The 21,616-nt window shown below is 62.3% G+C and carries 16 protein-coding genes; 15 read left to right on the top strand and 1 reads right to left on the bottom strand.

The window, feature by feature from the left end:
* Positions 1-15: 15 nt before the first annotated feature.
* The 13 genes from HLG82_RS02585 to HLG82_RS02645 all read left to right on the top strand — a co-directional run bounded on the left by HLG82_RS02585 (position 16) and on the right by HLG82_RS02645 (position 15,918).
* Positions 16-1,017 (top strand): pseudouridine synthase, encoded by a 1,002-nt coding sequence (locus HLG82_RS02585; RefSeq protein ID WP_193327171.1) that lies wholly within the window; start codon positions 16-18, stop codon positions 1,015-1,017.
* A gap of 9 nt (positions 1,018-1,026) precedes the next feature.
* Positions 1,027-2,592 carry a glutamine-hydrolyzing GMP synthase gene (gene guaA, locus HLG82_RS02590; RefSeq protein WP_193327172.1) on the top strand — a complete coding sequence of 522 codons (1,566 nt, stop codon included), beginning with the start codon at positions 1,027-1,029 and terminating at the stop codon, positions 2,590-2,592.
* Between the two features lie 522 nt (positions 2,593-3,114).
* The gene (locus tag HLG82_RS02595) at positions 3,115-3,771 is read left to right on the top strand and encodes a type IV toxin-antitoxin system AbiEi family antitoxin domain-containing protein (protein ID WP_193327173.1); all 657 of its coding nucleotides are present in this window, start codon (positions 3,115-3,117) and stop codon (positions 3,769-3,771) included.
* Positions 3,768-4,655: a nucleotidyl transferase AbiEii/AbiGii toxin family protein gene (locus tag HLG82_RS02600; RefSeq protein WP_193327174.1), complete on the top strand. Its 888-nt coding sequence runs from the start codon at positions 3,768-3,770 to the stop codon at positions 4,653-4,655. The genes HLG82_RS02595 and HLG82_RS02600 overlap by 4 nt, the downstream gene beginning before the upstream one ends.
* A 176-nt stretch (positions 4,656-4,831) precedes the next feature.
* The gene (locus HLG82_RS02605; RefSeq protein ID WP_193327175.1) at positions 4,832-5,236 is read left to right on the top strand and encodes an iron chaperone; all 405 of its coding nucleotides are present in this window, start codon (positions 4,832-4,834) and stop codon (positions 5,234-5,236) included.
* 263 nt (positions 5,237-5,499) lie between these two features.
* Positions 5,500-8,106, top strand: a complete 2,607-nt coding sequence (locus tag HLG82_RS02610; RefSeq protein WP_193327176.1) for a UvrD-helicase domain-containing protein — start codon at positions 5,500-5,502, stop codon at positions 8,104-8,106.
* Entirely contained in the window at positions 8,103-10,031 is a 1,929-nt protein-coding gene (locus HLG82_RS02615) for an acyltransferase family protein (protein ID WP_193327177.1), read from the top strand. Before HLG82_RS02610 ends, HLG82_RS02615 begins: the two co-directional genes overlap by 4 nt.
* Before the next feature lie 105 nt (positions 10,032-10,136).
* On the top strand, positions 10,137-11,309 hold the full coding sequence (gene sucC, locus HLG82_RS02620; RefSeq protein ID WP_193327178.1) for an ADP-forming succinate--CoA ligase subunit beta: 1,173 nt from the start codon (positions 10,137-10,139) through the stop codon (positions 11,307-11,309).
* A 10-nt stretch (positions 11,310-11,319) separates the two neighbouring features.
* Positions 11,320-12,240, top strand: a complete 921-nt coding sequence (sucD, locus tag HLG82_RS02625) for a succinate--CoA ligase subunit alpha (RefSeq protein ID WP_193327179.1) — start codon at positions 11,320-11,322, stop codon at positions 12,238-12,240.
* 76 nt (positions 12,241-12,316) lie between these two features.
* Positions 12,317-12,667, top strand: a complete 351-nt coding sequence (locus tag HLG82_RS02630; RefSeq protein WP_216858958.1) for a GNAT family N-acetyltransferase — start codon at positions 12,317-12,319, stop codon at positions 12,665-12,667.
* Positions 12,668-12,751: 84 nt separating this feature from the next.
* On the top strand, positions 12,752-14,023 hold the full coding sequence (locus tag HLG82_RS02635) for a cell division protein PerM (RefSeq protein WP_193327180.1): 1,272 nt from the start codon (positions 12,752-12,754) through the stop codon (positions 14,021-14,023).
* A gap of 25 nt (positions 14,024-14,048) precedes the next feature.
* Entirely contained in the window at positions 14,049-15,587 is a 1,539-nt protein-coding gene (gene purH, locus HLG82_RS02640; protein ID WP_193327181.1) for a bifunctional phosphoribosylaminoimidazolecarboxamide formyltransferase/IMP cyclohydrolase, read from the top strand.
* 40 nt (positions 15,588-15,627) lie between these two features.
* Positions 15,628-15,918, top strand: coding sequence for a hypothetical protein (locus HLG82_RS02645; RefSeq protein WP_193327182.1), 291 nt, complete (start codon positions 15,628-15,630; stop codon positions 15,916-15,918).
* Positions 15,919-15,986: 68 nt separating this feature from the next.
* Here HLG82_RS02645 and HLG82_RS02650 read toward each other — a convergent pair whose 3' ends face one another.
* Complete coding sequence (locus tag HLG82_RS02650) at positions 15,987-18,260, bottom strand: 6-phosphofructokinase (RefSeq protein ID WP_255313923.1); 2,274 nt, start codon at positions 18,258-18,260, stop codon at positions 15,987-15,989.
* A gap of 100 nt (positions 18,261-18,360) precedes the next feature.
* Here HLG82_RS02650 and pgi point away from each other — a divergent pair, with 100 nt between their 5' ends.
* A complete protein-coding gene (pgi, locus tag HLG82_RS02655) occupies positions 18,361-20,013 on the top strand; it encodes a glucose-6-phosphate isomerase (RefSeq protein WP_193327184.1) in 1,653 nt (550 codons plus the stop codon).
* Positions 20,014-20,327: 314 nt separating this feature from the next.
* Positions 20,328-21,569, top strand: a complete 1,242-nt coding sequence (locus HLG82_RS02660; RefSeq protein WP_193327185.1) for a S1 family peptidase — start codon at positions 20,328-20,330, stop codon at positions 21,567-21,569.
* Positions 21,570-21,616: the final 47 nt, after the last annotated feature.

Consider the following 21,616-nt stretch of genomic DNA (forward strand, 5'->3'; position numbering starts at 1 on the left):
CAGGGAGGAGGCTTGATGTCACGACGTCGTCCGCGTTCGCAGCGCCGATCGGCTCACCAACGCGCTATTCGGCCTGCGTTGCGTGGTGGAATAAATGCTTCGCCGGTGGTTTTGCCGGAAGGAGAGTTTTCGACGTTGGGCCAGTGGGCCGAACATCGCTTCGGCCGTGCGGGCGCGGCCGTTTTTGACGGTGACATTTTCTACGACTTCTGCCAGCCGGCCCACGCCAGCGATCCCTATCGGCCCGGCGTGCGCGTGCACATTTTCCGGCCCGTCCCCGATGAACCCCCGCAGCCCATCCTCCTCGACGTGGTTGAGCGGGGCGAGCGCTTCGTCGTCGTCGACAAACCGCACGGCATTGCTACGATCCCGCGCGGGTCCTACGTGGCCAGGTCTGTGACGGTAGCGGCACGGCGGCAATTTTCCAACGACGACGTCGCGGCGGCCCATCGCCTCGATGCCGAAACCGCAGGACTCGTGCTCTTGACAGAGGATCCGCGCTGGCGTGGCCCCTATCAGGACATGTTTGCGCGCCGGGCGGTGGGCAAGGCCTACCGGGCGGTGGCGCCGGCCGTTGACCTGGAGGCGCTCACGACTCGGCTGCCCGGCATCGTGAATGGTCCCGACGCCGACGGCTGGATTCAGGTCGATCTTTTTCTGACGCGGTCGGCGGGCGAGATCTCGGTTCGTGTGGAGCCGGGCGAGCCTAATTCGCGAACCTATATCCGGAAGGTGAGGCATATCGCGGCACCGAACCCGGCCGGGTCGCAGCCGCTGGCGCTGTATGAGATGCGCCCGATCACGGGACGCCTGCACCAGTTGCGGGCGACGCTCAACCACCTGGGTGCGCCCATCACCGGCGACCCGCTTTACCCGAAGGTGCTCTCCCTGGAGGAGACGGCCGCTCGCGCCTTCCCCACGCAGTTGCTTGCGGCGGAATTGAGTTTCGTCGATCCAGTCGATGGCGAGCATGTGCATATACGGACGCGTAGGACACTGCAGTTCTTGACCCTGTAGGCTAGGGGCGTGAGTGAACTACGCCCCGTTTTAGTAATTGATAATGGAGCTCAGAATGCTCAGCTGATCGCGCGGCGCGTGCGAGACGCTGGATATTACTCGGAGCTCGTGCCTCATTCGTGGAGCGCGGACAAAGTGCTGGCCAAGGAGCCACGCGCGATCATCCTCTCGGGTGGTCCGTCCTCGGTTTATGTTGATGGCGCCCCGCAACTCGACCCCGCCCTGCTCGAAGCTGGCATACCCGTGCTTGGCATTTGCTATGGCTTCCAGCAGATGACTCACGCCCTGGGCGGCGTGGTCGGGCGAACTGATTTGAAAGAATACGGAACGACGCCGGCGGACATGGTTCGCGACGGCGTCGTGACCGGTCCCGCCGGACGTTCCGCGACCGTGTGGATGAGCCACGGCGACGCCGTGACGCGTGCTCCCGAGGGCTTTACCGTGACGGCCACGACGCCGGGCGCGGACGTGGCAGCCATGGAAAATGTGGACAAGAAGTTGTTTGGCCTGCAGTGGCACCCCGAAGCCAAACACTGCGAATACGGCCAGGAGCAGATTGAGGCGTTCTTGCGTGACGGTGCTGGTCTGGAGCCGAACTGGGATTCGTCCTCGGTGATTGAGGACCAGATCCGTAAGATTCGTGAGCAGGTGGGGGACAAGCACGCCATCTGCGGGCTGTCCGGCGGAGTTGATTCTTCTGTGGCTGCAGCCCTCGTGCACAAAGCCATAGGCGATCAGCTCACCTGCGTGTTCGTCGACCATGGACTGCTGCGTAAGGGCGAGGCCGAGCAGGTCGTGCGTGATTACGCGGGCTCGCTGGGTATCCGCGTGGTGGCGGTTGACGAGTCAGAGCGATTCTTGAGCGCTCTCGACGGTGTGACTGATCCGGAGACCAAGCGCAAGATCATTGGCCGTGAATTCATCCGTTCCTTCGAGGCCGCGCAGCGAGCGCTCATCGAAGAAGCCGGCGCCGAGGGCAAGGAAATTAAGTTTCTTGTTCAGGGCACGCTGTACCCTGACGTGGTGGAGTCGGGCGGGGGCGACGGCACCGCTAACATCAAGTCCCATCACAATGTGGGCGGCCTGCCTGAAGACCTGGACTTCGAGCTTGTGGAACCGTTGCGCGACTTGTTTAAGGACGAGGTGCGCGCGATTGGCCTGGAGCTGGGGCTGGATGAGAAGCTGGTGTGGCGGCAGCCCTTCCCTGGCCCGGGCCTGGGTATCCGCGTGGTCGGCGCGGTGAACCGTGAGCGCCTGGATATCCTGCGCGAGGCCGATGCGATCGTGCGTGAGGAGCTCTCCGCCGCCGGTCTGGACCGTGAAATCTGGCAGTGCCCGGTGGTGCTGCTGGCCGACGTGCGTTCCGTGGGTGTGCAGGGCGATGGGCGAACGTATGGCCATCCGATTGTGCTGCGCCCGGTGTCTTCCGAGGACGCGATGAGCGCGGACTGGACACGCATTCCCTACGACGTGCTGTCGAAGATCTCCAGCCGCATCACCAACGAGGTGGATGAGATTAACCGCGTGGTGCTTGATGTGACGAGCAAACCGCCGGGGACCATCGAATGGGAGTAATAGAGTAAATCTCTGTGCTCAGTGGAGCGTGTGGCCCGGCCGATCGGTGTGATCGGCCGGGCCACGTTCGTTGTGTGTGAGGGTCTGGTGGGTGTGGGTTGGTGCGTGCGGATTGGCGTGCGCCGCTCCCGTGGCGCTCCGTCCATGACGCACCTTTCCCTTAGCGACGCACTTCTCCGCCAATGACGCACCTAACACCGGCGTTTGAAGTGCGTCACGAACGCCGAGGTGCGTCACCAGTGGCAAGGTGCGCCGCTAAGGCCTCGCCGGGGACCAACCATGTAAGCCCGCTCGGCACCCTCTGCGGACTTGAGAGTTTTTGTCAGGATCTTGAGCGTGCGTCGTCGCCTTAATTCTCTCTTAGAAATGAGTGGAATGAGCAGGAATATGCCGCGCGCACATGGGGTGAAGTATCCAGTACAAAGGGTGAATGTCGTTGGAGAGGGAGCCGAATCACGAACGGAAATACAACGGCACATCGAAAGGGGTTTCATTTGTAGGCAAATACCCTACAATTGAAACATGGTGAACATGAATCATTCCGGCGCTATCGCCCAGCTCGCTGAGTCTGAGGGCGTATTTACGACAGCTCAAGCTAAACGGCTAGGCATTACCCGGGATGCACTCCACGATGCCTGTGAATCTGGCCGGGTCGTAAGGGTCATGCGCGGGGCTTATCGAATGATTGGGTCTGGTTCTTCCTATACCGATGAGCTTGCTGCGATATGGAAGCTGACCTCTCCGGCGAAGTTTACTCACGAGCGGCTTGTCTTTGCGGATTGGGATGGAATTGCTATTGGTGGCTCCACTGCCTCGGCGCTTCTCGAAATCGGCGACTTTCACCTCTCTCCGTTCCGCATTTATACGCCGTCGCGATTTAACTCGAGAAATCCTTCAGCAAGTTTCGCGAAGCGCAGGGTTGCCCGCCACGACGTGATGTTTGCTCACGGTGTGTTAGTTACGCGTCCTGAACGCACGGTATTTGACCTGGTCGTTGACGATGAGGACCTTTCCCTCGTTGCTGCTGTTCTGGAGGACGCCTGGCTGTCGAGTAACGACTTCGACTTCGCCAGGCTCGAACTACTTCTCCAAGACCACTTCGGCGAGGATGTAACCGCTGACCTCCTCCAAGGTTTGCTCAGTGATGCTCATCTGAGTGATAAGGCGGCGAAGCGATGATATATAAAAGTCCTGCTGCACTTGAAATGGCGCTCAAGGCCGCTGCAGTGTCCTCTCCGTTTGATACAAACCGTGCCGTTTCGTCGTTCTATTTCCATAGACTCTTGTACCGCGTATTTTCGAGCGGCAATAACGAATTCGTGCTCAAAGGCGGCCATGCGGTTTTGGCACGAACCACAGATGCACGGGCAACTCGAGACATCGATTTGGTGACACAAGCAAGTGACCTTTTCGACGCGGTGACGAGGCTAAGGGAACTCGTTCAAAGGGACGCGGGGGACTTCATTGCCTTTGAATACCTTGGATCGCGGCCGATCAAGGCTGAGCAGGAGTACCGTCGCGGATTTTCGGTTCGCTTCTTGCCAGTCATGGGAGCAAAACGAATGAAACCTATTTCTATCGACCTTGTCATTGACGAGGTGCCGATCGACGGGGTGGAAGTCATCGCCCCTGCAGACCGGATAGGGATCCAGGGAATACCGTCCTGCGATTACTTTGTGTACCCCGTGGAGAATGGTCTAGCAGACAAAGTTTGCGCGCTTATTGAAGAGCATGATGGTCGCCCCTCATCAAGGGTGAAAGACCTCGTCGATCTTGCTGTCTATGCGACAACCGCGCACGTCAATGGTGCGAAACTCAGCAAATGCCTGCGTCGAGAAACCGCGGTCAGGGGAATTGAATATCCCGAGGTCTTCGAGCTTCCTGCCGTTTGGGGAACGAGTCAGGCAAGGCAATTCGCAAAACTCTGGGAAGGAACGGGTTTGCCAAGTTGGCTGAAACCTATCGAGGCGGCATATCATTTGGCCTCGAGTCTGTTGGATCCCGTGTTGAGTGCTGAGGCAGACGGTTTGTGCTGGAATCCCGCCGCGCTGAGGTGGGAGTAGCACGCAAGTATGCGAGGGGTTCCAACGTCCTCGACGAAGGATTTCGAATCAGTCACTATGTTGGATTTTCGGCCAGTGCGTCGGATATCGAGTAGCCATTATGGCAGTGACGCGGAGAATCCTGCAAGAGTCGCCTCGCTACGCTACAGTTATCGCCAACCGCTGAGGAGACTGCCATGGCCACCATCATCCGCGACGGCGAACCGCTCGCCAGTTTTTTCGCGCCTGTCCTGTCCAAAATCGCCCTCGACTCACACCGCGAACGTGCCATCGAGGTGCTCGAATGGGTGGAGCGAACGTACCCGCAGCTCGGCTGGCGAATCGCGTGGAATCAGCCCATGGCCACGGATCATGGCACGTTCATCATCGGCTTCTCCTATGCGAGCAAGCACATGGCCGTGGCGGGGGAGGGGGAGATTATCGGCGTCTTCGCCGATGAGCTTCGCGAGCGAGGGATTTCCCACGGCACCAAGCTTTTCCGTTTGCCGTGGGAGCAGCCCGTTCCCTACGATTTTCTGGCCACGGTCATCGAGTACAACATCGAGCAGAAGAAGGATGTATCAACCTTCTGGCGTCCGTGATTCTGCCCGCGGCCCGCGCATAGATCGGCTTCCGCTGCGGCGCACTTCACGACGCCGTCGGGGCGCTTCCAGCGCGCCGTCGCGTTGCGCCGTGAACCGTCGGGTCGTGAACTTGCGACGCCCGGCCTTGACGTCCCTGGCTCTTCCACGCCCTGACCTGGCGCGCTGCGAGGCGGACGGGCTCTGGTGTAAGGCGCGCGACGGCGTCGTTAGCGGGGAGCCTGACAAAAAGTGTCGGGGGCCTGAATTAGGCTGAAGTAGCTATGTCAGATGCTTATATGAATGCTATGGATCGTCTGCGGGCTCGTGTGTCGGCCGCGCAGCAGATGAACGACCCGCGCGGGGTCGTCAATTCGCGTGGGCCCGTGCCTGATGGGCGATGGGAAGCGCCGCCAGCGGATGGCCGGAAGGCGAACATGGCTGGCGGGGCGGATGAGGCGATGCTCGCGGGTCTGAACGCTCAGCAACGTGCGGCGGTTGTCCATGCGAGCGGGCATCTTCTGGTGGTGGCGGGTGCCGGCTCGGGCAAGACGCGCGTGCTGACTACTCGCATTTCGCACCTGATTGCGTCGGGCAAGGTGCGCCCGAGTGAGATTCTTGCGATCACCTTCACGAACAAGGCGGCGAAGGAGATGCGCGAGCGCCTGGAGGTCATGATCGGCCCCACCGCGCAGCGCATGTGGATTTCGACCTTTCATTCGGCGTGCGTGCGGATTTTACGGTCAGAGCATGAGGCTCTGGGGATGCGCTCTACGTTCACGATCTACGATTCAGCCGATTCGAATCGGCTGATGACGATGGTGGTACGCGAGGAAAATATTGACGGCAAGCAGTTCACTCCCAAGGCGCTTCTTCGCCGCGTGTCTGATCTGAAGAATGAGATGGTGGGACCGGGCGAGTTCGAGTGCCGGGATCTGGATCGAGACGATCGCGTGGTCGCGCAAGCCTACTCTGGCTACCAGCGGCGCTTGCGGGCGGCGAACGCCGTCGATTTCGATGACCTCATCATGCTCACCGTCAAGCTTTTGCGTGATAACCCCCAGATTGCCGAGCACTATCGCAGGCGCTTCCGCCACATTCTGGTGGACGAATATCAGGACACGAACGTGGCGCAGTACGAATTGATCCGCGTGCTCGTCGGGAATGAGTCCGATGTGCCGCACGGGGAGCTGACCGTGGTTGGCGACGCCGACCAGTCGATTTACGCCTTCCGTGGCGCCACGATCCGCAACATTCAAGATTTCGAGCAGGATTTTCCGAACGCCACCTCGATTTTGCTCGAGCAGAATTACCGGTCGACTCAAAATATTTTGTCGGCCGCCAACGCGGTGATCGCGAACAACGCCGGGCGACGGCCGAAGCGACTGTGGACCGATTCGGGCAGTGGCGAGAAGATCGTGGGCTACGTGGCGGACGCGGAGTCGGACGAGGCCGCGTTCGTCGTCGAGGAAATCGACCAGTTGCGGGGCAAGGGTTACGTGTACGGGGACATGGCGGTCTTCTACCGAACTAACGCCCAGTCACGATCGCTCGAAGAAATGTTTGTGCGTTCGGGGATCCCCTACAAGGTTGTGGGCGGCACGAAATTCTACGACCGCAAGGAAATCAAGGACGCGATCGCCTACCTGCAGGCCATCGCCAATCCTGATGACACGGTCTCGATTCGCCGTATTCTCAATGAGCCTCGCCGTGGGTTGGGCGCGAAGGCAGAGGACACGGTCGCGGCGCATGCTGCTCGCTACGGGATGTCCTTTGGTGCTGCGCTGACCGACGTCGCCCACCCGGATGCCGCTGCCGCGGCGGGCCGGACGGCGGTGGAGGGGCTGCAGGCTCGCGCCGCCAACGCGATGCGCGAGTTCGTCACGATGCTTGAGGAGATTCGCGGGAAGGCGGAGGCGGGCGCCGCTCCCGCCGACGTGCTAGACGAGGTCATGGACCGCTCCGGCTACCTGCCCGTGTTGCAGAAGTCAAACGACCCGCAGGACGAGGTCCGGGTGGAGAATCTTGCCGAGTTCCACTCGGTGGCCTCGGATTTTTCAGTGGTTAACGACGGCGGCACGCTGGGCGACTTCCTCGACCAGGTGTCCCTCGTGGCCGATTCCGACCAGATTCCTGATGGCGACGGCGGCGAGGGCGAGGTCGTGCTCATGACCGTGCACACAGCCAAGGGCCTCGAATTCCCGGTGGTGTTCGTGACTGGCATGGAGGATGGCACGTTCCCGCACATCCGGGCGATGAATTCGCCGTCCGAGCTGGAGGAAGAACGCCGCCTGGCCTACGTTGCCTTCACCCGTGCTCGCCAGCGCCTCTATATCACCCGCGCGGGCACGCGCTCGCAGTGGGGCGCTCCCCAGGAGCTGCCCGCTTCGCGCTTCCTCGAGGAAATTCCGGCCGACGTGATGGACTGGCGGCGGGACGAGTCCTCGATGCAGACTCTGCGCGGCGCGGCCAGCTGGGGGCGCTCGCGGTATTCAAAGTCCTGGAATGACGACGATTTCGCGCCTGCCTTTGGTGCGACCGGCGGCACGGCGGCCAACAAGCCCTTCGTGCCGAGTAAGTTTGGCTCCTCGCCATCCGCGCCGGCAGCGAGTGCCGGTGGGCGCCCGGCCGGCGTTTCGGGACGGGCCGATGCCTCCTCGCGGGCGGGCAAGGCGGCGTCGGGAGCTGCGGGGCAGACCGGTGCGGCGGCGGGCAAACTGGAGACGACCGGCCTGGCCGTCGGAGACAAGGTACGTCACAAGTCCTTCGGGGTTGGAAAGATCATTGCTTTCGAAGGCCAGGGGCGTTCCACGATCGCAAAGGTCAAGTTCAATTCGGGCCCGACGAAGCGGCTGATGTTGCGCTTCGCGCCCCTGGAGAAGGTCTCATGAATTACTCGCTTCGCACCCCACGTCCGGCTGAGGACACGACTCGCGCTCGGCCGTCCGGCCACCTGCCTGCGTCCATGGCTGATCACGGCGGCTACATCTCCGGGCTCGATGGTCTGCGCGCGCTCGCCGTGGCCTCCGTGATCGCCTATCACGTCTTCCCGGGCGTGGTGAAGGGAGGCTTCCTCGGGGTCGACGTCTTCTTCGTTATTTCTGGCTTCCTCATCACAACGTTGTTGCTACGCGAGGACCGGGCCTACAACTTCATCAATCTCAAGGCCTTCTGGCAGCGCCGAATTCGGCGTCTGGTACCGGCACTCGTTGCCCTCATTCTGGTGGTGGTTCCGGCGGCGCTGGCGGTCCATCGCGATTTGTTGGTGGGCATTCGCCGGCAGGTGCTCGGCGCCCTGACCTTTTCGACGAACTGGCTCGAAATCGCGCATGGCTCTTCCTACTTCGACCAGACGACTCCGAACCTTTTCAAGAACTTCTGGTCACTGGCCATTGAGGAACAGTTCTATCTGTTCTGGCCACTTCTGATGCTCGTGGTGTTGGCTCTCCTTCCGAGCTGGCGCTCGCGCCTGGCTCTCGCCAGCGTAATAGCGGTGACGTCGGCCGGGTTGATGATGGTGCTCTTCAACGGCGAGGCCCTGAGCACGCTGTACTACGGCACCCATACTCACATCTTCGGCATCGCGATCGGCATCGGGTTGGCCTTCCTGTGGGCCGACCCGTCGGCGCGGGTGCTTGGCCAGGAGCATTGGCGCCGGTACAGCTCGTGGTACGGGTGGGCGGCGCTGGGCCTGCTCGCGGTCTTCATTTTCATCCTGCCCGACACGGGCCCGTGGGCGTACATGGGTGGCATGTTCATCGCGTCATTGCTCGCCGCGGTCGTGATCGGCGCGATGATCGCGCCGGGTTCGATGTTGGCTCTGATCGGCGAGGGGCGCGTGCTTCGTTGGATTGGCACACGTTCGTACGGCCTCTACCTGTGGCATTGGCCGGTCCTGGTGATCTCGGGAGTGGCCTTCCCGGTGGCCGTCGGCTCGCCTGCATACGTCGGCAGGTCCCTTGTAGCGCTGCTCGTGACGGCGATCGTGTGCGAGGTGTCCTACCGCTACCTAGAAACCCCGGTGCGCCGGCGGGGCATTCGCGCCTTCGTGCGGAGTTTCTACGACGCCGTCGTGGCCGGTAGCGCCGCCAAGGTGGGGGCTGGTCTTGTGGCGCTGTTGGCGTTGGCCACGATCCTTGGTCTCATTCTCGCTCCGGCCAAGAGCCAGACTCAGCTCATGATCGAGGGAAATGAATCGCCGGTTGGCGCGATTCCCAGCGGCGCCCCCGCGGACAAGGGGCCGCTCCTGCCACCGTCGGCCCTCGTGCCGTCGCTGAATACCTCGATGCCGGCATGGCCGGAGGTCACCGCGATTGGGGATTCGATGGTGGTGGCCTCCAAGACCGGGCTCGAGGCTGCGATGCCGGGCATGACCTTCCTCGCCAAGTCGAATCTCAAGTGGTCGGACGCCCCCGGCGTCGTGGATGCGGGGCTTGCGCAGGAGGCCATCGGCCGAGTCGCAGTCGTCGATTACGGTACGAACGGCGGAGTGCCCGAGGAAGACGACGTGCGCCGGGTTATCCAGGGCCTCGGCCCAGAACGCATGATTCTCCTCGTCAACCTGTATTCGCCCTCGACGTTCATCGAGTCCTCCAACGCCTCCCTGGCGAAGATCGCAGGGGAGTATCCGAACGTATATCTCGTTGACTGGCACAAGGTGGCTGCGGACAATCCGGACCTGCTCCAGGTGGACGCCACGCACACCACGATCGCGGGCGCAAACTTTTATGGCAATCTCGTGAAGGAATCTATTGAAAAATTTTCCGTGCAGCTGACGCTCGGTGTCGGAATTCGGCAGAACTCGCTCATAGAGTAGAAAGTCCTAGAAAACCTTCGCGAACGGGGGCGATCTTCGGTATGCTCAAAGAGATGTCTCGACGCCGAGACAATCGGGGATATTCGCCAAGCGAAAGGATATTTCGTGGATCTCTACGAGTACCAAGCGCGTGACCTCTTTGCCAAGCACGGCGTTCCCGTGCTTGCGGGCAAGGTTGCCAGCACACCGGATGAAGCATTCGAGGCAGCGACGGAGCTGCTCAAGGAAGGCGACCTCGTGGTCGTCAAGGCCCAGGTTAAGACGGGCGGCCGCGGCAAAGCGGGCGGTGTCAAGCTTGCGCGTAGCGCCGAGGAAGCCAAGGAGAAGGCCGAGGAGATTCTCGGCATGGACATCAAGGGGCACACCGTCCATCGCGTGCTCATCGCCGCAGGCGCGGACATTGCCGAGGAGTATTACTTCTCGATCCTGCTGGACCGCTCGCAGCGGCGCTACCTCGCCATGTGCTCGGTCGAGGGCGGCATGGAGATCGAACAGCTCGCCGTCGAGCGCCCGGAGGCACTGGCCAAGGTTGCGGTCAACCCGATCGAGGGTGTCACGGAGGCTAAGGCACACGAGATCGTCGACGCCGCCGGATTCCCCGAGGAGCTCAAGGGCCAGGTGGTCGAAGTTATCGTCAAGTTAGGCGAGGTTTACGCGGGGGAGGACGCCACACTTGTGGAGGTCAACCCGCTGGTCAAGACCTCCGGCGGCGAGATCATCGCGCTGGACGGCAAGGTAACCGTGGATGATAACGCACGCTTCCGTCAGCCCGATCACGAGGCACTCGTCGATAAGCAGACGGAAAACCCGCTCGAGGCGAAGGCGAAGGGCCTCGGCCTGAACTACGTCAAGCTCGACGGTGGCTCCGTGGGCATTATCGGAAACGGTGCGGGCCTCGTGATGTCCACTCTCGACGTCGTCGCCTACGCCGGCGAGGAGTACGGCGTGGGGCCGGCCAACTTCCTCGATATCGGAGGTGGCGCGGACGCGACCGTCATGTCCAACGGTCTGGACGTGATCTTGGGTGATCCTGATGTGAAGTCGGTATTCGTCAACGTCTTTGGCGGTATCACCGCCTGTGATCAGGTGGCGACCGGAATCGTGAAGGCGCTGGAGATACTTGGCGATGCGGCGACGAAGCCGATCGTCGTGCGACTCGACGGCAACAACGTCGCGGAGGGGCGAGCGATTCTTCAGGAGGCGAACCACCCGCTGGTGACGCTTGTTGGCACGATGGATGGTGCTGCCGCCAAGGCAGCCGAGTTAGCCGCGAAGTAGGGGTTAAGGCATGGCTATTTTTCTTGACAAGAACGACAAGGTCATCGTCCAGGGAATGACCGGCGCCGAAGGGCAGAAGCACACGCGCCGCATGCTCGGCGCGGGAACCCAGATCGTGGCGGGAACCAACCCGCGCAAGGCTGGCACCACGGTGGACTTCGAGGTGACCCCGATTGGTTACGGCGCGCAGGAGCGCCAGGACGGAACGGTCTCGGTGCCCGTCTATGGGACGGTTGCTGAGGCGAAGGCGGCCACGGGTGCCGAGGTCTCCGTCATCTTCGTCCCGCCGGCATTTGCCAAGGCTGCGGTGATTGAGGCAGTCGATGCCGGGATGTGCCTCGTCGTCATCATCACCGAGGGCATCGCGGTGAAGGACACGGCCGAGTTCTTCACCTACGCCGCCGACAAGGGTGTTCAGCTCATCGGGCCGAATTGCCCGGGCATCATCACGCCTGGCCAGTCCAACGTGGGCATCACGCCGCCGGATATCACGGGCCCGGGCCGTATCGGCCTCGTGTCTAAGTCGGGCACGCTGACCTACCAGATGATGTACGAGCTGTCCGACATCGGATTCACCACCTGTATCGGCATCGGCGGCGACCCCGTCATCGGCACCACCCACATCGACGCGCTCAAGGCTTTCGAGGCCGATCCGGAGACGGACCTCATCGTGATGATTGGTGAAATCGGTGGCGACGCCGAAGAGCGCGCCGCCGCCTTCATCAAGGACAACGTCACCAAGCCGGTGGTTGGCTACGTTGCAGGCTTCACCGCCCCCGAGGGCAAGACGATGGGCCACGCGGGCGCCATCGTCTCGGGTTCGGCGGGAACGGCAGCCGCGAAGAAAGAGGCGCTCGAAGCCGTCGGCGTTAAGGTTGGAAAGACGCCGACCGAAACGGCCAACCTCGCCCGGGAGATCTTGGGCAAGTAGCCGTGAGATCTTGGGCCCGTAACCGGGGCGTGTGGCCGTGGCCCAGGCTAACGACGTGAAAAGACTGTGGAGAGTCATGGAACTGACAAGTAAGAGCGGCATGCCGCTACGTGTTGAGCACAACGAGGCGCAAGCTCGCTTCGAGATTTTTGCCAACGACGAGCGCGTGGGCCTCGTCGAATACGTTCGTAACGGCGACGCGGTGATTTTCACCCACGCGGAGGTCTCGCCGTCGGTGAGCGGGCAGGGTGTCGGAACGGCACTCGTGCGCAGCGCGCTGGATGGCGTGCGTGAACGCGGCCTGACGGCGGTGCCGATCTGCCCGTTCGTCGTCGGATATCTGGAAAAGCACATCGGCGACTACCGCGCCGAGGGCGGCAAGGTGCGGGGCGCAACGAGCGAGGACTACGCACTGATTCCGTGGTGATTCCCGCGCCCGGCTGCAGGCACGCGTGCAACACGCCGAACCTAGGTGCCTGAGTCGGGCGCGGCTTCACGCGACGATGGAAGGGTGAAAACCATTGATCTTTCCCGCGAACTCGTCGTAGCACGAGGCGCGATCGCCCCGCCATTTTTCACCTGGTTAGCGATGGTCGTCTATGCGATCGTCTTCTACACGTTGACGGCGTCGGCGCCGATGTTGGGAGAGATTACCTGGCGGGACGCGTCCCGCGTGGGCACGGGCTGGTGGATGACCGCCTTCGGCAGCTCCACGCAGATTGGCGGGGTGACGGTCTCGCTCATGCCAAGCTTGATCACGCTGATCGCGCTGTACGCGAGCTACGTCATTTTTCGGCGTCGGGGCGTTGTAACCTGGGCCGAGGTGGCCGCGGCGACGATCGCCCAGGCACTCGTCGTTGCCGTGATCGGCGCGGTAGTTCGCCCGGACGGCGTGTGGTGGGCTGCCATCGCCGGCGCTGGAGCGGCCGGCTTCGCGAGTTCCTTGGCAGCGGCGCGCGAGGAGCTCATTAACCTTCCCTACCTCGATCGCGCCCTCCCGCGTCTACGCCTGATGGCCGGAGCGTTGGGCGGGCTGGCCCTGGCCGTTGGCTTACTGGCCCTCGTGATGGGCTGGTCGCGCATGATTCAGATCCACGGCTTCTATCTGGCCGGGGCGGTGGGCAGCGTGGGCCTTGTGCTCCTTCAGCTCATGTACCTGCCGACAGCGTTGATGTGGGCGTTGGCGTGGCTGCTGGGCCCGGGATTTGCGATTGGCGTGGGCACGAATTATTCGGTCCTCGGCGTGGAGTCGGCGCCGCTCCCGGCGATTCCGCTGTTGGGCGCCCTCCCGTCGGTGTCGGCGGGCTATCCGTGGCTACTTGGTGTCGTGGCTGTGATCTTCTTCGGGCTGGGCATGTACGCCACCAAGCGCGAAGAGAGCACCCTTGGTGGCGGTCTTCTCTCGGACACAGTGGCTTCAGTAGCGATCGCGTTTGCCGTGTCGATAGGTTGTGCGATGTCGGCAGGAGCGTTGGGGCCCGAGCGCCTTGCCACTGTGGGGCCGTACCCCGCTCTCATGTTCGCTGCCGTACTCATTCTGGTTGGCCTGCCGAGTGTGCTGGGTACCCTCGCGATGCATCCTGCTACGCGTGCCTACCTGTCGGGCAAACGCGGCGACCGCCGCACTGAGAGAACGTCTTCTGAGACGCCGGAATCGCTGTCAGATTGGGGTTTGGGGGAGGAAGCTCCCACGACGCCGTCGGGTGTCGTTTCGACCAGTGAGACGGATGAGGTTCCTTCCGTGGACAACGAGGAGGAGCGTGAGCAGCCCTCGATAGGCTAGGTCCGTCGGATCTCTAGGAGGATGTATGGCCCGCGCGCTGATCTCAGTTTCGAACAAGACCGGAATCGCCGAGTTTGCGAGGTCGCTGTCACAAGCGGGGCTGGAGCTGATATCTACGGGATCGACGGCGGCCGCCATCGCCGCCGCGGGCGTACCGGTCACCCCGGTCGAAGCCATCACGGGATTTCCTGAGTCCTTCGACGGCCGCGTCAAGACGCTTCATCCCAAGGTGCACGGCGGCATCCTCGCGCGCAGGGGCACGGATGATTCGGCGATGGAGCAGTTGGGAATCGAGCCGATCGACGTCGTCGTCGTCAACCTCTATCCCTTCGCTGAAACGGTTGCTTCGGGCGCGCAGCCGGCGGAATGCATCGAGCAGATCGACATCGGCGGGCCGGCGCTCATCCGCGCCGCCGCGAAGAATCACCGCGACGTCGCCGTCGTCACCAGTCCGGACCAGTACGCCGGCGTGGCCCGCGAGCTTGAGCAGGGCGCAATAACTGAGGGACTCAAACGCGAGCTCGCCGCGGCCGCCTTCGCACACACCGCCTCCTATGACGCCGCGATTGCCGCCTGGTTTGCCGGGCAAGGTGCCGACGCGGGCGGCACGCAACTGCCCGACGAGCTCAGCCCGCGCTGGTCGAAGACCGAGGACCTGCGCTATGGCGAGAATCCGCACCAGGCGGCGGCCCTCTATCGGGACGATTCGGGCCGAGGGCTGGCGAACGCCACCCAGCTGGGTGGTAAGCCGATGAGCTTCAACAACTATCAGGACACCGAGGCAGCCGTGCGCGCGGCCTACGACCATGAGCGCACCGCGGTGGCCATCGTTAAGCATGCGAATCCGTGCGGGGTGGCCGTCGGTGACGACGTCGCTCGCGCTCATGCCCTCGCCCACGCCTGCGATCCGCAGTCGGCCTATGGCGGTGTGGTCGCGGCCAACCGCCCGGTCACCCGCGGCATGGCCGAGCAGCTCAAGCCGATCTTTACCGAAGTCGTGGCGGCTCCGGCCTTCGACGACGATGCGCTGGAGATCCTGCGTACGAAGAAGAACCTGCGCATCCTGGTGGTCGAACCCGCCGGCGGATCGCTCGACATCCGCCCGATCAGCGGCGGCGCGGTGGCCCAGGAGGCTGACGTGCTGACCGAACGCGACACAGTCGCCTCTTGGGAGCTCGTGGCAGGCCAGCCTGCGGACGAGGCCACGATCGCCGATCTCGAATTCGCCTGGCGATCTGTACGTTGCGTGAAGTCGAACGCGATCCTCTTGGCGAAGGGCGGCGCGACGGTGGGCGTGGGCATGGGCCAGGTTAACCGTGTGGACTCGTGCAAACTGGCCGTCGAGCGAGCCAACACGCTCGGCGACGGCGAGCGTGCACGTGGCGCCGTCGCCGCCTCCGACGCGTTCTTTCCCTTTGCTGACGGATTCGAGGTGCTGGCGAACGCGGGTGTCTCGGCCGTCGTCCAGCCGGGCGGATCCATCCGCGATGCCGACGTCATCGAAGCGGCACAGCGCGCGGGCGTGACGATGTACCTGACGCACACGAGGCATTTCGCGCACTGACAGGCTACAATCAAGACGCACCGCCGAGCCGAGGAGAATCATGAGCAAGGAGCGCGACAAGGGCAGCAGCAAATTCCCGCCTGCCATTGTCTATGTCCTTCTTGTTGCGTGGGTCGCGGCCGTGTTGGCAGCCGGCTTTCTTGCCGACGTGCAAGTGGCCACCTACCTCCTGAGTGCCTCACTGGTCAGCATCGCGGCGGCGCGGGTGGCCCTCCCGAACGGAGCCGTGCCCTGGGTGCGGACGAAGGCTCACGACGCCACCGTGCTCATGATAGGTGCAGTTCTGCTCTTCGCCCTCGCGGCCTGGGGAAACACTCCGCCGGTACCGTAACGCAAAGGCCGCGGCAGAAAAACAGCCACGGCCTTTGTCTCAAGGTGAGCGACGGCGTCGTTGCGCCGCTACTCGTCGAGGTCGATGACGATCGGAAGCTGGTCTAGGGTGAGCTCGGCGGTCGGGTCGGAGACGACGTAAAGGACTTCCTTCAGCGAGTGCCACCACGCCTCGTAGGGGAGACGATCGTCCATGTCGATTAGCTCATCCATGTGTGCCACCGGCTGGGCCTCGATACGGCCGTCCACCATTCCCACGTGGAACGAGCCGTGCCTGCCGGTATCGAGCTCACACGCCAGGGCTTTCATAGCCGCGTTGATAAGGCGAACCGCGAACGTACGGTCGAAGGGAGAGGGGTTGCCACCCTGCTGTGCGTGACCGAGGATGACCGAGCGGACGTCGAACAGATCGCCGCCTTCCTCTTCGAAGATGTTGGCCAACACGTCGGCGTTGTAATACTCCGAGGCGTCCTCGTTGCGTACCACAAGGTAGAGGCGGCGCCCGTCCTCGAAGGAACGAATCATCTTGGCCGTGTCCGCGGCCAGTTGGCTCAGCGTAATTCCATCCTCGTACAGGTAGACCTGCTCAGCGCCCGTGGTCAGCGCGGACATGAGCGCAAGGTAACCGCACTTGCGGCCCATCGTCTCCACCACGAAGCAACGCCGGGAAGCCGAAGCGGACTGGCGGATGCGATCGATCGTCTCCGTGTTCCAATTGAGCGTGGTGTCCGCGCCGATGGAGAATTCCGAGCCGGGCAGGTTGTTGTCGATGGACGCCGGCACGAGGACCATCGGGATCTTAAACGCGGGGTATCGCGAGGATTCCTTCTGCATCTCGTAGACCATCTTGTAGGCCTTGAAGCCACCAATGACGATCAGGCCATCGAGGCGGGCATTCTCGATCGCGCGGCCGAGCGCATAGTACTGGTCCAGATCCGGGATCGTACGGCGGGTGCCCAGTTCGGCGCCGCCGTCCTCGGCCCAGCCCTCGACGTCGTGCCACTGAAGCTCACGAATCTTGCCGTCCAGCAGGCCCGGGAAGCCGCCTTCGACCCCAAGCATCGTGTAGCCGCGGTCGATGCCGAGCTTGACGGCCGCGCGGGCAGCAGGGTTCATACCCGGCGCGAGGCCGCCGGCGTGGATAATGCCGATCCGCTTGGAGTCCTCCGGGCGTTCGGGCGCGGTGGGCGAGGAGAGGGTCTGGTAGAGGTCAATCATCTCCTGATAGTGATTGCCGCGGGAGGCCACGGCGTTTTCCCAGTCGCCTTCGGAGAGATACTTCTTCACCGCGCGCGTGTTCTGAATGGCCTCCATCATGGGCAGGCGCACGAGCTTATTGCGGCGGGTGCCGATAATGACTGGGTCCGTCTCCTGGGTGGCATGAACCATGTCCCACGCGGCGGTGTAGCCGAGGAGGGTGGGCATCCACCTGTCATAGGCCGAGGGCGTACCACCGCGCTGCACGTGCCCAAGCGAGGTGATGCGGGGGTCTTCACCCATGCGCTCCTTGATTGCCGCACGCACCTGCTCTGCCGAAATCGGGTTGCCCGCCCGATCCGTGGCGCCTTCGGCGATGACGATGAGCGAATCACGCCGGCCGTTCTCGCGGCCGAGGCGTAGCTTCTTGCAAAGGCGATCCTCCCAGCCCTCGGCCGGCGGGCGCTCGGGGATGAACATGTAGTCGCATCCGCCCGCGATGGCCGACATGAGGGCGAGGTAGCCACACCGGCGCCCCATGACTTCGATGATGAATGTGCGCTGGTGGGAGGCCGCGGTCGCCGCGATGGCGTCGATCGCTTCGATGATGCGGGTCAGGGCAGAATCGGCGCCCACGGTCATGTCCGTGCCCACGAGGTCGTTGTCGATTGATCCGACGACGCCGGCGATCATCAGCTTCTTGTGTCGCTCACTCTGTTCGGGCGAGACCTTCCCCTCGGCCACGAGTTCGGCAAGGAGTTCGGGCCAGAGTTCGCGAAGTTCATCCGCGCCCGTGAGCGTGCCATCACCACCCATGATGACGAGGCGGTCGATTCCGTTGGACACAAAGTTGTAGACGGCCTTCTTCAAGCCCGAGCGCTCGCGGAACTCATCGGAGCGGGCCGTACCGATCGCCGTACCTCCCTTGTTGATGGTGGCCGAGACGTCGGACCAGTTCATCTTCTTGATGAGGTTCCCGCCCTCGACGGGGCCACGCCAACCTTCGAGGAACGCGTAGGGCTGTGCCCCGAGTTGCAACGCGGTGCGGACGGCAGCGCGGACGGTGGCGTTCATGCCCTGTGCGTCACCGCCCGAGGTCAGGATGCCAATCTTCACTGCGGGGGTAGTTTCAGTGTTGTCTACCACGAGTTCTCCTTTGATCAGTGCTCCACGTCCCATACTCTCACATTTGCTCACCGGGGATTGGGTAGAATGGGCCCATCTATTGGCCCTTCTTAGGAGTGATATGACAACCCCGATTGATGCAACGAAAACCGCCGCTTGGGCCCGCCTTGGCCAGCTCCACGATGAGCTCGAGGTTGATTTCCGTGCGTGGTTTGCCAATGATGAGCGCGCGAAGAAGTTTACTTTTACCGCCGGTGATTTGTACGTTGACCTGTCGAAGTCGTTTCTCACCGATGACATCAAGGCCGCTCTGCTGGAGCTCGCCGATCAGGTGAACCTGCCCGAGCGCCGCGAGGCCATGCTTTCCGGCCAGCGCATCAACGTGACGGAAAACCGAGCGGTCCTTCACACGGCGCTGCGCCGCGAAAAGGGCGAGGAGGTGCTGGTAGACGGGCACAACGTCGTCGACGACGTCCGGGAAGTTCTCACACGCCTCTACGCCTTTGCGGAGAAGGTTCGTAGCGGCGAGTGGACCGGCATTACTGGCAAGCCGATGAAGACGATCGTCAACGTGGGCATCGGAGGCTCGGACCTGGGCCCGGTCATGGCCTACGAGGCGCTCAAGCCGTTCGTCGCCGAGGGGATCGAGTGCCGTTTCATCTCCAACATTGACCCCACCGATGTTGGCGAGACGCTCAAGGGCCTTGACCCGGAGACGACGCTCGTCATTGTCGCGTCCAAGACGTTCACCACGCTGGAGACCCTGACCAACGCCCGGCAGGTTCGTTCCTGGCTGCTGTCCGCACTGGAGGCTCAGGGCGCTCCGACGGACGGCGCCGTGGCCAAGCACTTCGTTGCGGTCTCGACGGCGCTGGACAAGGTGGAGGCCTTCGGCATCGATCCGGACAACGCCTTCGGCTTCTGGGACTGGGTGGGTGGCCGCTACTCGGTCGACTCGGCCGTGGGACTTTCGCTCGCGATCGCGGTGGGCAAGGACGGTTTTGAAGACTTCCTCGCCGGCTTCCGCACGATGGATCGCCACTTCGCGCAGGCTCCGGCCGAGGAGAACGTGCCGCTCCTCATGGGCCTTCTCAACGTTTTCTACGTCAACTTCGCGGGCGCGGCCACGCACGCGGTGCTGCCGTACTCGCAGTACCTGCACCGCTTCCCGGCCTACCTCCAGCAGCTGACGATGGAATCTAACGGGAAGCGCGTGCGCTGGGACGGCACGCCGGTGACCTCGGCCACGGGTGAGGTTTTCTGGGGCGAGCCGGGCACGAATGGCCAGCACGCCTTCTACCAGCTGATCCACCAGGGCACCCAGCTCATTCCGGCCGACTTCATCGCCTTCGCCAACCCGACCTACGCGTTTAAGGACGGCGAGTCCGACCAGCACGAGCTCTTCCTGGGCAACTTCTTCGGGCAGACCAAGGCGCTGGCCTTCGGTAAGACGGCTGACGAGGTGCGCGCCGAGGGCGTGGCAGAAGAGCTCGTCAGCGCCAAGGTGTTCCCGGGTAACAAGCCTACCGCCTCGATCATGGCCCCGGCTTTGACGCCGTCTGTGCTCGGGCAGCTCATCGCGCTGTACGAGCACATCACGTTCGTTCAGGGCATCGTGTGGGGCATCGACTCCTTCGACCAGTGGGGCGTGGAGCTCGGCAAGGCCATGGCCAAGGCGCTGACCAGCGCCGTTGAGGGTGACCGCGAGGCGATCGCGGCCCAGGATTCCTCCACGCGCGGCCTGATCGAGTACTACTTAGCCAACCGGAAGTAATCCGTTCTTTCTTAAGGTGCCCGTCGCTGGTTTGGCGGGCACCTTTTGTGTGCCTCGAAGCTTGGGAATGGGTATTTAGTTGAATGTTTCTTCGTGCTTGCCTCCATGTATTTGGGAACGCACGCTTGTGCCCGAGACTGGGATGGTGTAGCCAAGATCGAGGTGTCAGAGAAATAGTTTGCCGAGTGTTGTGGCAGGGAGAAGGTTGGCATGTGAGGTAATTCTACGGTTCACTTCTTTGACGCTTGTTGCAAGGCCGGGATAGGGTTTAAAAGCACACATGATAATGGTTGTCATTTACTATAAGGAGCCGTATGCGTATTCGCCCTCTTGTCACATCCCTTCTCGTTGGAGTTGCTGTGGCTATTCCGACCTCGGCCGCTGCGATTTCTGGTGGTGAGAAAGCAAATTCTGAGTACATCGTGCAGATTGCCACGAACACGAAAAATGAGTCGAAGAAAATTGATCGTTGCACCGGCAGCGCCCTCAATTCGGAATGGGTCATCACCGCAGTGCACTGCGTTGAGGATGCGGCTTCCCAGACGTCGTCCAACATCTATTTCTCGAATAATAAGTCAGAACCCGGCACACCTATCGCCTCAAGCCAGATTGTTCGTGGCCCATCAGCGGACCTCGCTCTTATCAAGCTCTCCAGGCCACACGAGCTATCGCAGTATGCAACGCTCGCATCGGACCATGAATTTACGTTGGGCCAGAAAGGGCACATATATGGTTATGGTCGTGGGAGCAATGGGGAACAGGTATCCTGGCTCCGCCGTGCCGCAGTGACTCAAAAGGAGGAGGGGCGCGATGCGTACTGGAATAAGACTTATGAGATTAAAGGGATTGATGGCATCTCGAACCATGGTGATTCAGGTGGGCCATTCATCGTCAACGGTAAGCTTGTAGGTATCACTGTCAGCGGCCCCCACATGGCAAACGACTACTGGGTCGGTGAAGTCTCCAACGCTGTGGTACTAGCTCCATTCATTGAGTGGATCACTGAAACGACGGGTGTGGAGGCTGTACCTTTCGATACCGAGATTCCTGAACCCGAATCGGAAAAGGGAGACGAGAAGGATGAGGACGCTTCGGCGACCCAGCCGGAGACGGACCCAATTGAGGATCCGAAGGCTGATCCGACTAAGCAGCCCGAGACTGATTCCGCGACCGATCCGGATAACGAGGCTTCGGAGGAATCTGAGGCTGATTCGGAGGCGAACTTGGCGCCGGGCGCTGAGGATTCTGTTGTCGACGATAATGAGACCTCTAATGGTGTGACCGACAATGGCGTGACCGGCGATGCTTCGACCAGCACAGAGACAACTTCGACCGAAGAGGGAAGCAGCTCCGCCGCAGAGACGGATAATCAGGCTGTGGGAACGCCTCAAGCAACGGTGCCAGGCACCGGCCAGGCCACTGCGCAGGAAAAGCGTCAGTCGAAGTTAGCCCACACGGGCGCATTTGCTGCTCCGCTTGCGGTAGCTGGGCTACTCAGCCTCGGGGCTGGTGCTCTGCTAGTGCTGCGCGGCTCGGCATCGCGTCGTGAAGCATAGCCCACGAAGATTGCTGACTCGGTTCTTCGACAAGCTATAGCTGACAG

It is taken from the genome of Trueperella pecoris (genome assembly GCF_014926385.1).
Taxonomy (GTDB): domain Bacteria; phylum Actinomycetota; class Actinomycetes; order Actinomycetales; family Actinomycetaceae; genus Trueperella; species Trueperella pecoris.

Excerpts from the sequence above, each read along its gene's own strand:
- HLG82_RS02595 (WP_193327173.1), top strand. The coding sequence starts at position 3,115 with ATGGTGAACATGAATCATTCCGGCGCTATCGCCCAGCTCGCTGAGTCT.
- purH (WP_193327181.1), top strand. The coding sequence starts at position 14,049 with ATGGCCCGCGCGCTGATCTCAGTTTCGAACAAGACCGGAATCGCCGAG.
- HLG82_RS02610 (WP_193327176.1), top strand. The coding sequence starts at position 5,500 with ATGTCAGATGCTTATATGAATGCTATGGATCGTCTGCGGGCTCGTGTG.
- HLG82_RS02585 (WP_193327171.1), top strand. The coding sequence starts at position 16 with ATGTCACGACGTCGTCCGCGTTCGCAGCGCCGATCGGCTCACCAACGC.
- HLG82_RS02600 (WP_193327174.1), top strand. The coding sequence starts at position 3,768 with ATGATATATAAAAGTCCTGCTGCACTTGAAATGGCGCTCAAGGCCGCT.
- HLG82_RS02615 (WP_193327177.1), top strand. The coding sequence starts at position 8,103 with ATGAATTACTCGCTTCGCACCCCACGTCCGGCTGAGGACACGACTCGC.
- HLG82_RS02660 (WP_193327185.1), top strand. The coding sequence starts at position 20,328 with ATGCGTATTCGCCCTCTTGTCACATCCCTTCTCGTTGGAGTTGCTGTG.
- sucD (WP_193327179.1), top strand. The coding sequence starts at position 11,320 with ATGGCTATTTTTCTTGACAAGAACGACAAGGTCATCGTCCAGGGAATG.
- HLG82_RS02645 (WP_193327182.1), top strand. The coding sequence starts at position 15,628 with ATGAGCAAGGAGCGCGACAAGGGCAGCAGCAAATTCCCGCCTGCCATT.
- pgi (WP_193327184.1), top strand. The coding sequence starts at position 18,361 with ATGACAACCCCGATTGATGCAACGAAAACCGCCGCTTGGGCCCGCCTT.
- HLG82_RS02605 (WP_193327175.1), top strand. The coding sequence starts at position 4,832 with ATGGCCACCATCATCCGCGACGGCGAACCGCTCGCCAGTTTTTTCGCG.
- HLG82_RS02630 (WP_216858958.1), top strand. The coding sequence starts at position 12,317 with ATGGAACTGACAAGTAAGAGCGGCATGCCGCTACGTGTTGAGCACAAC.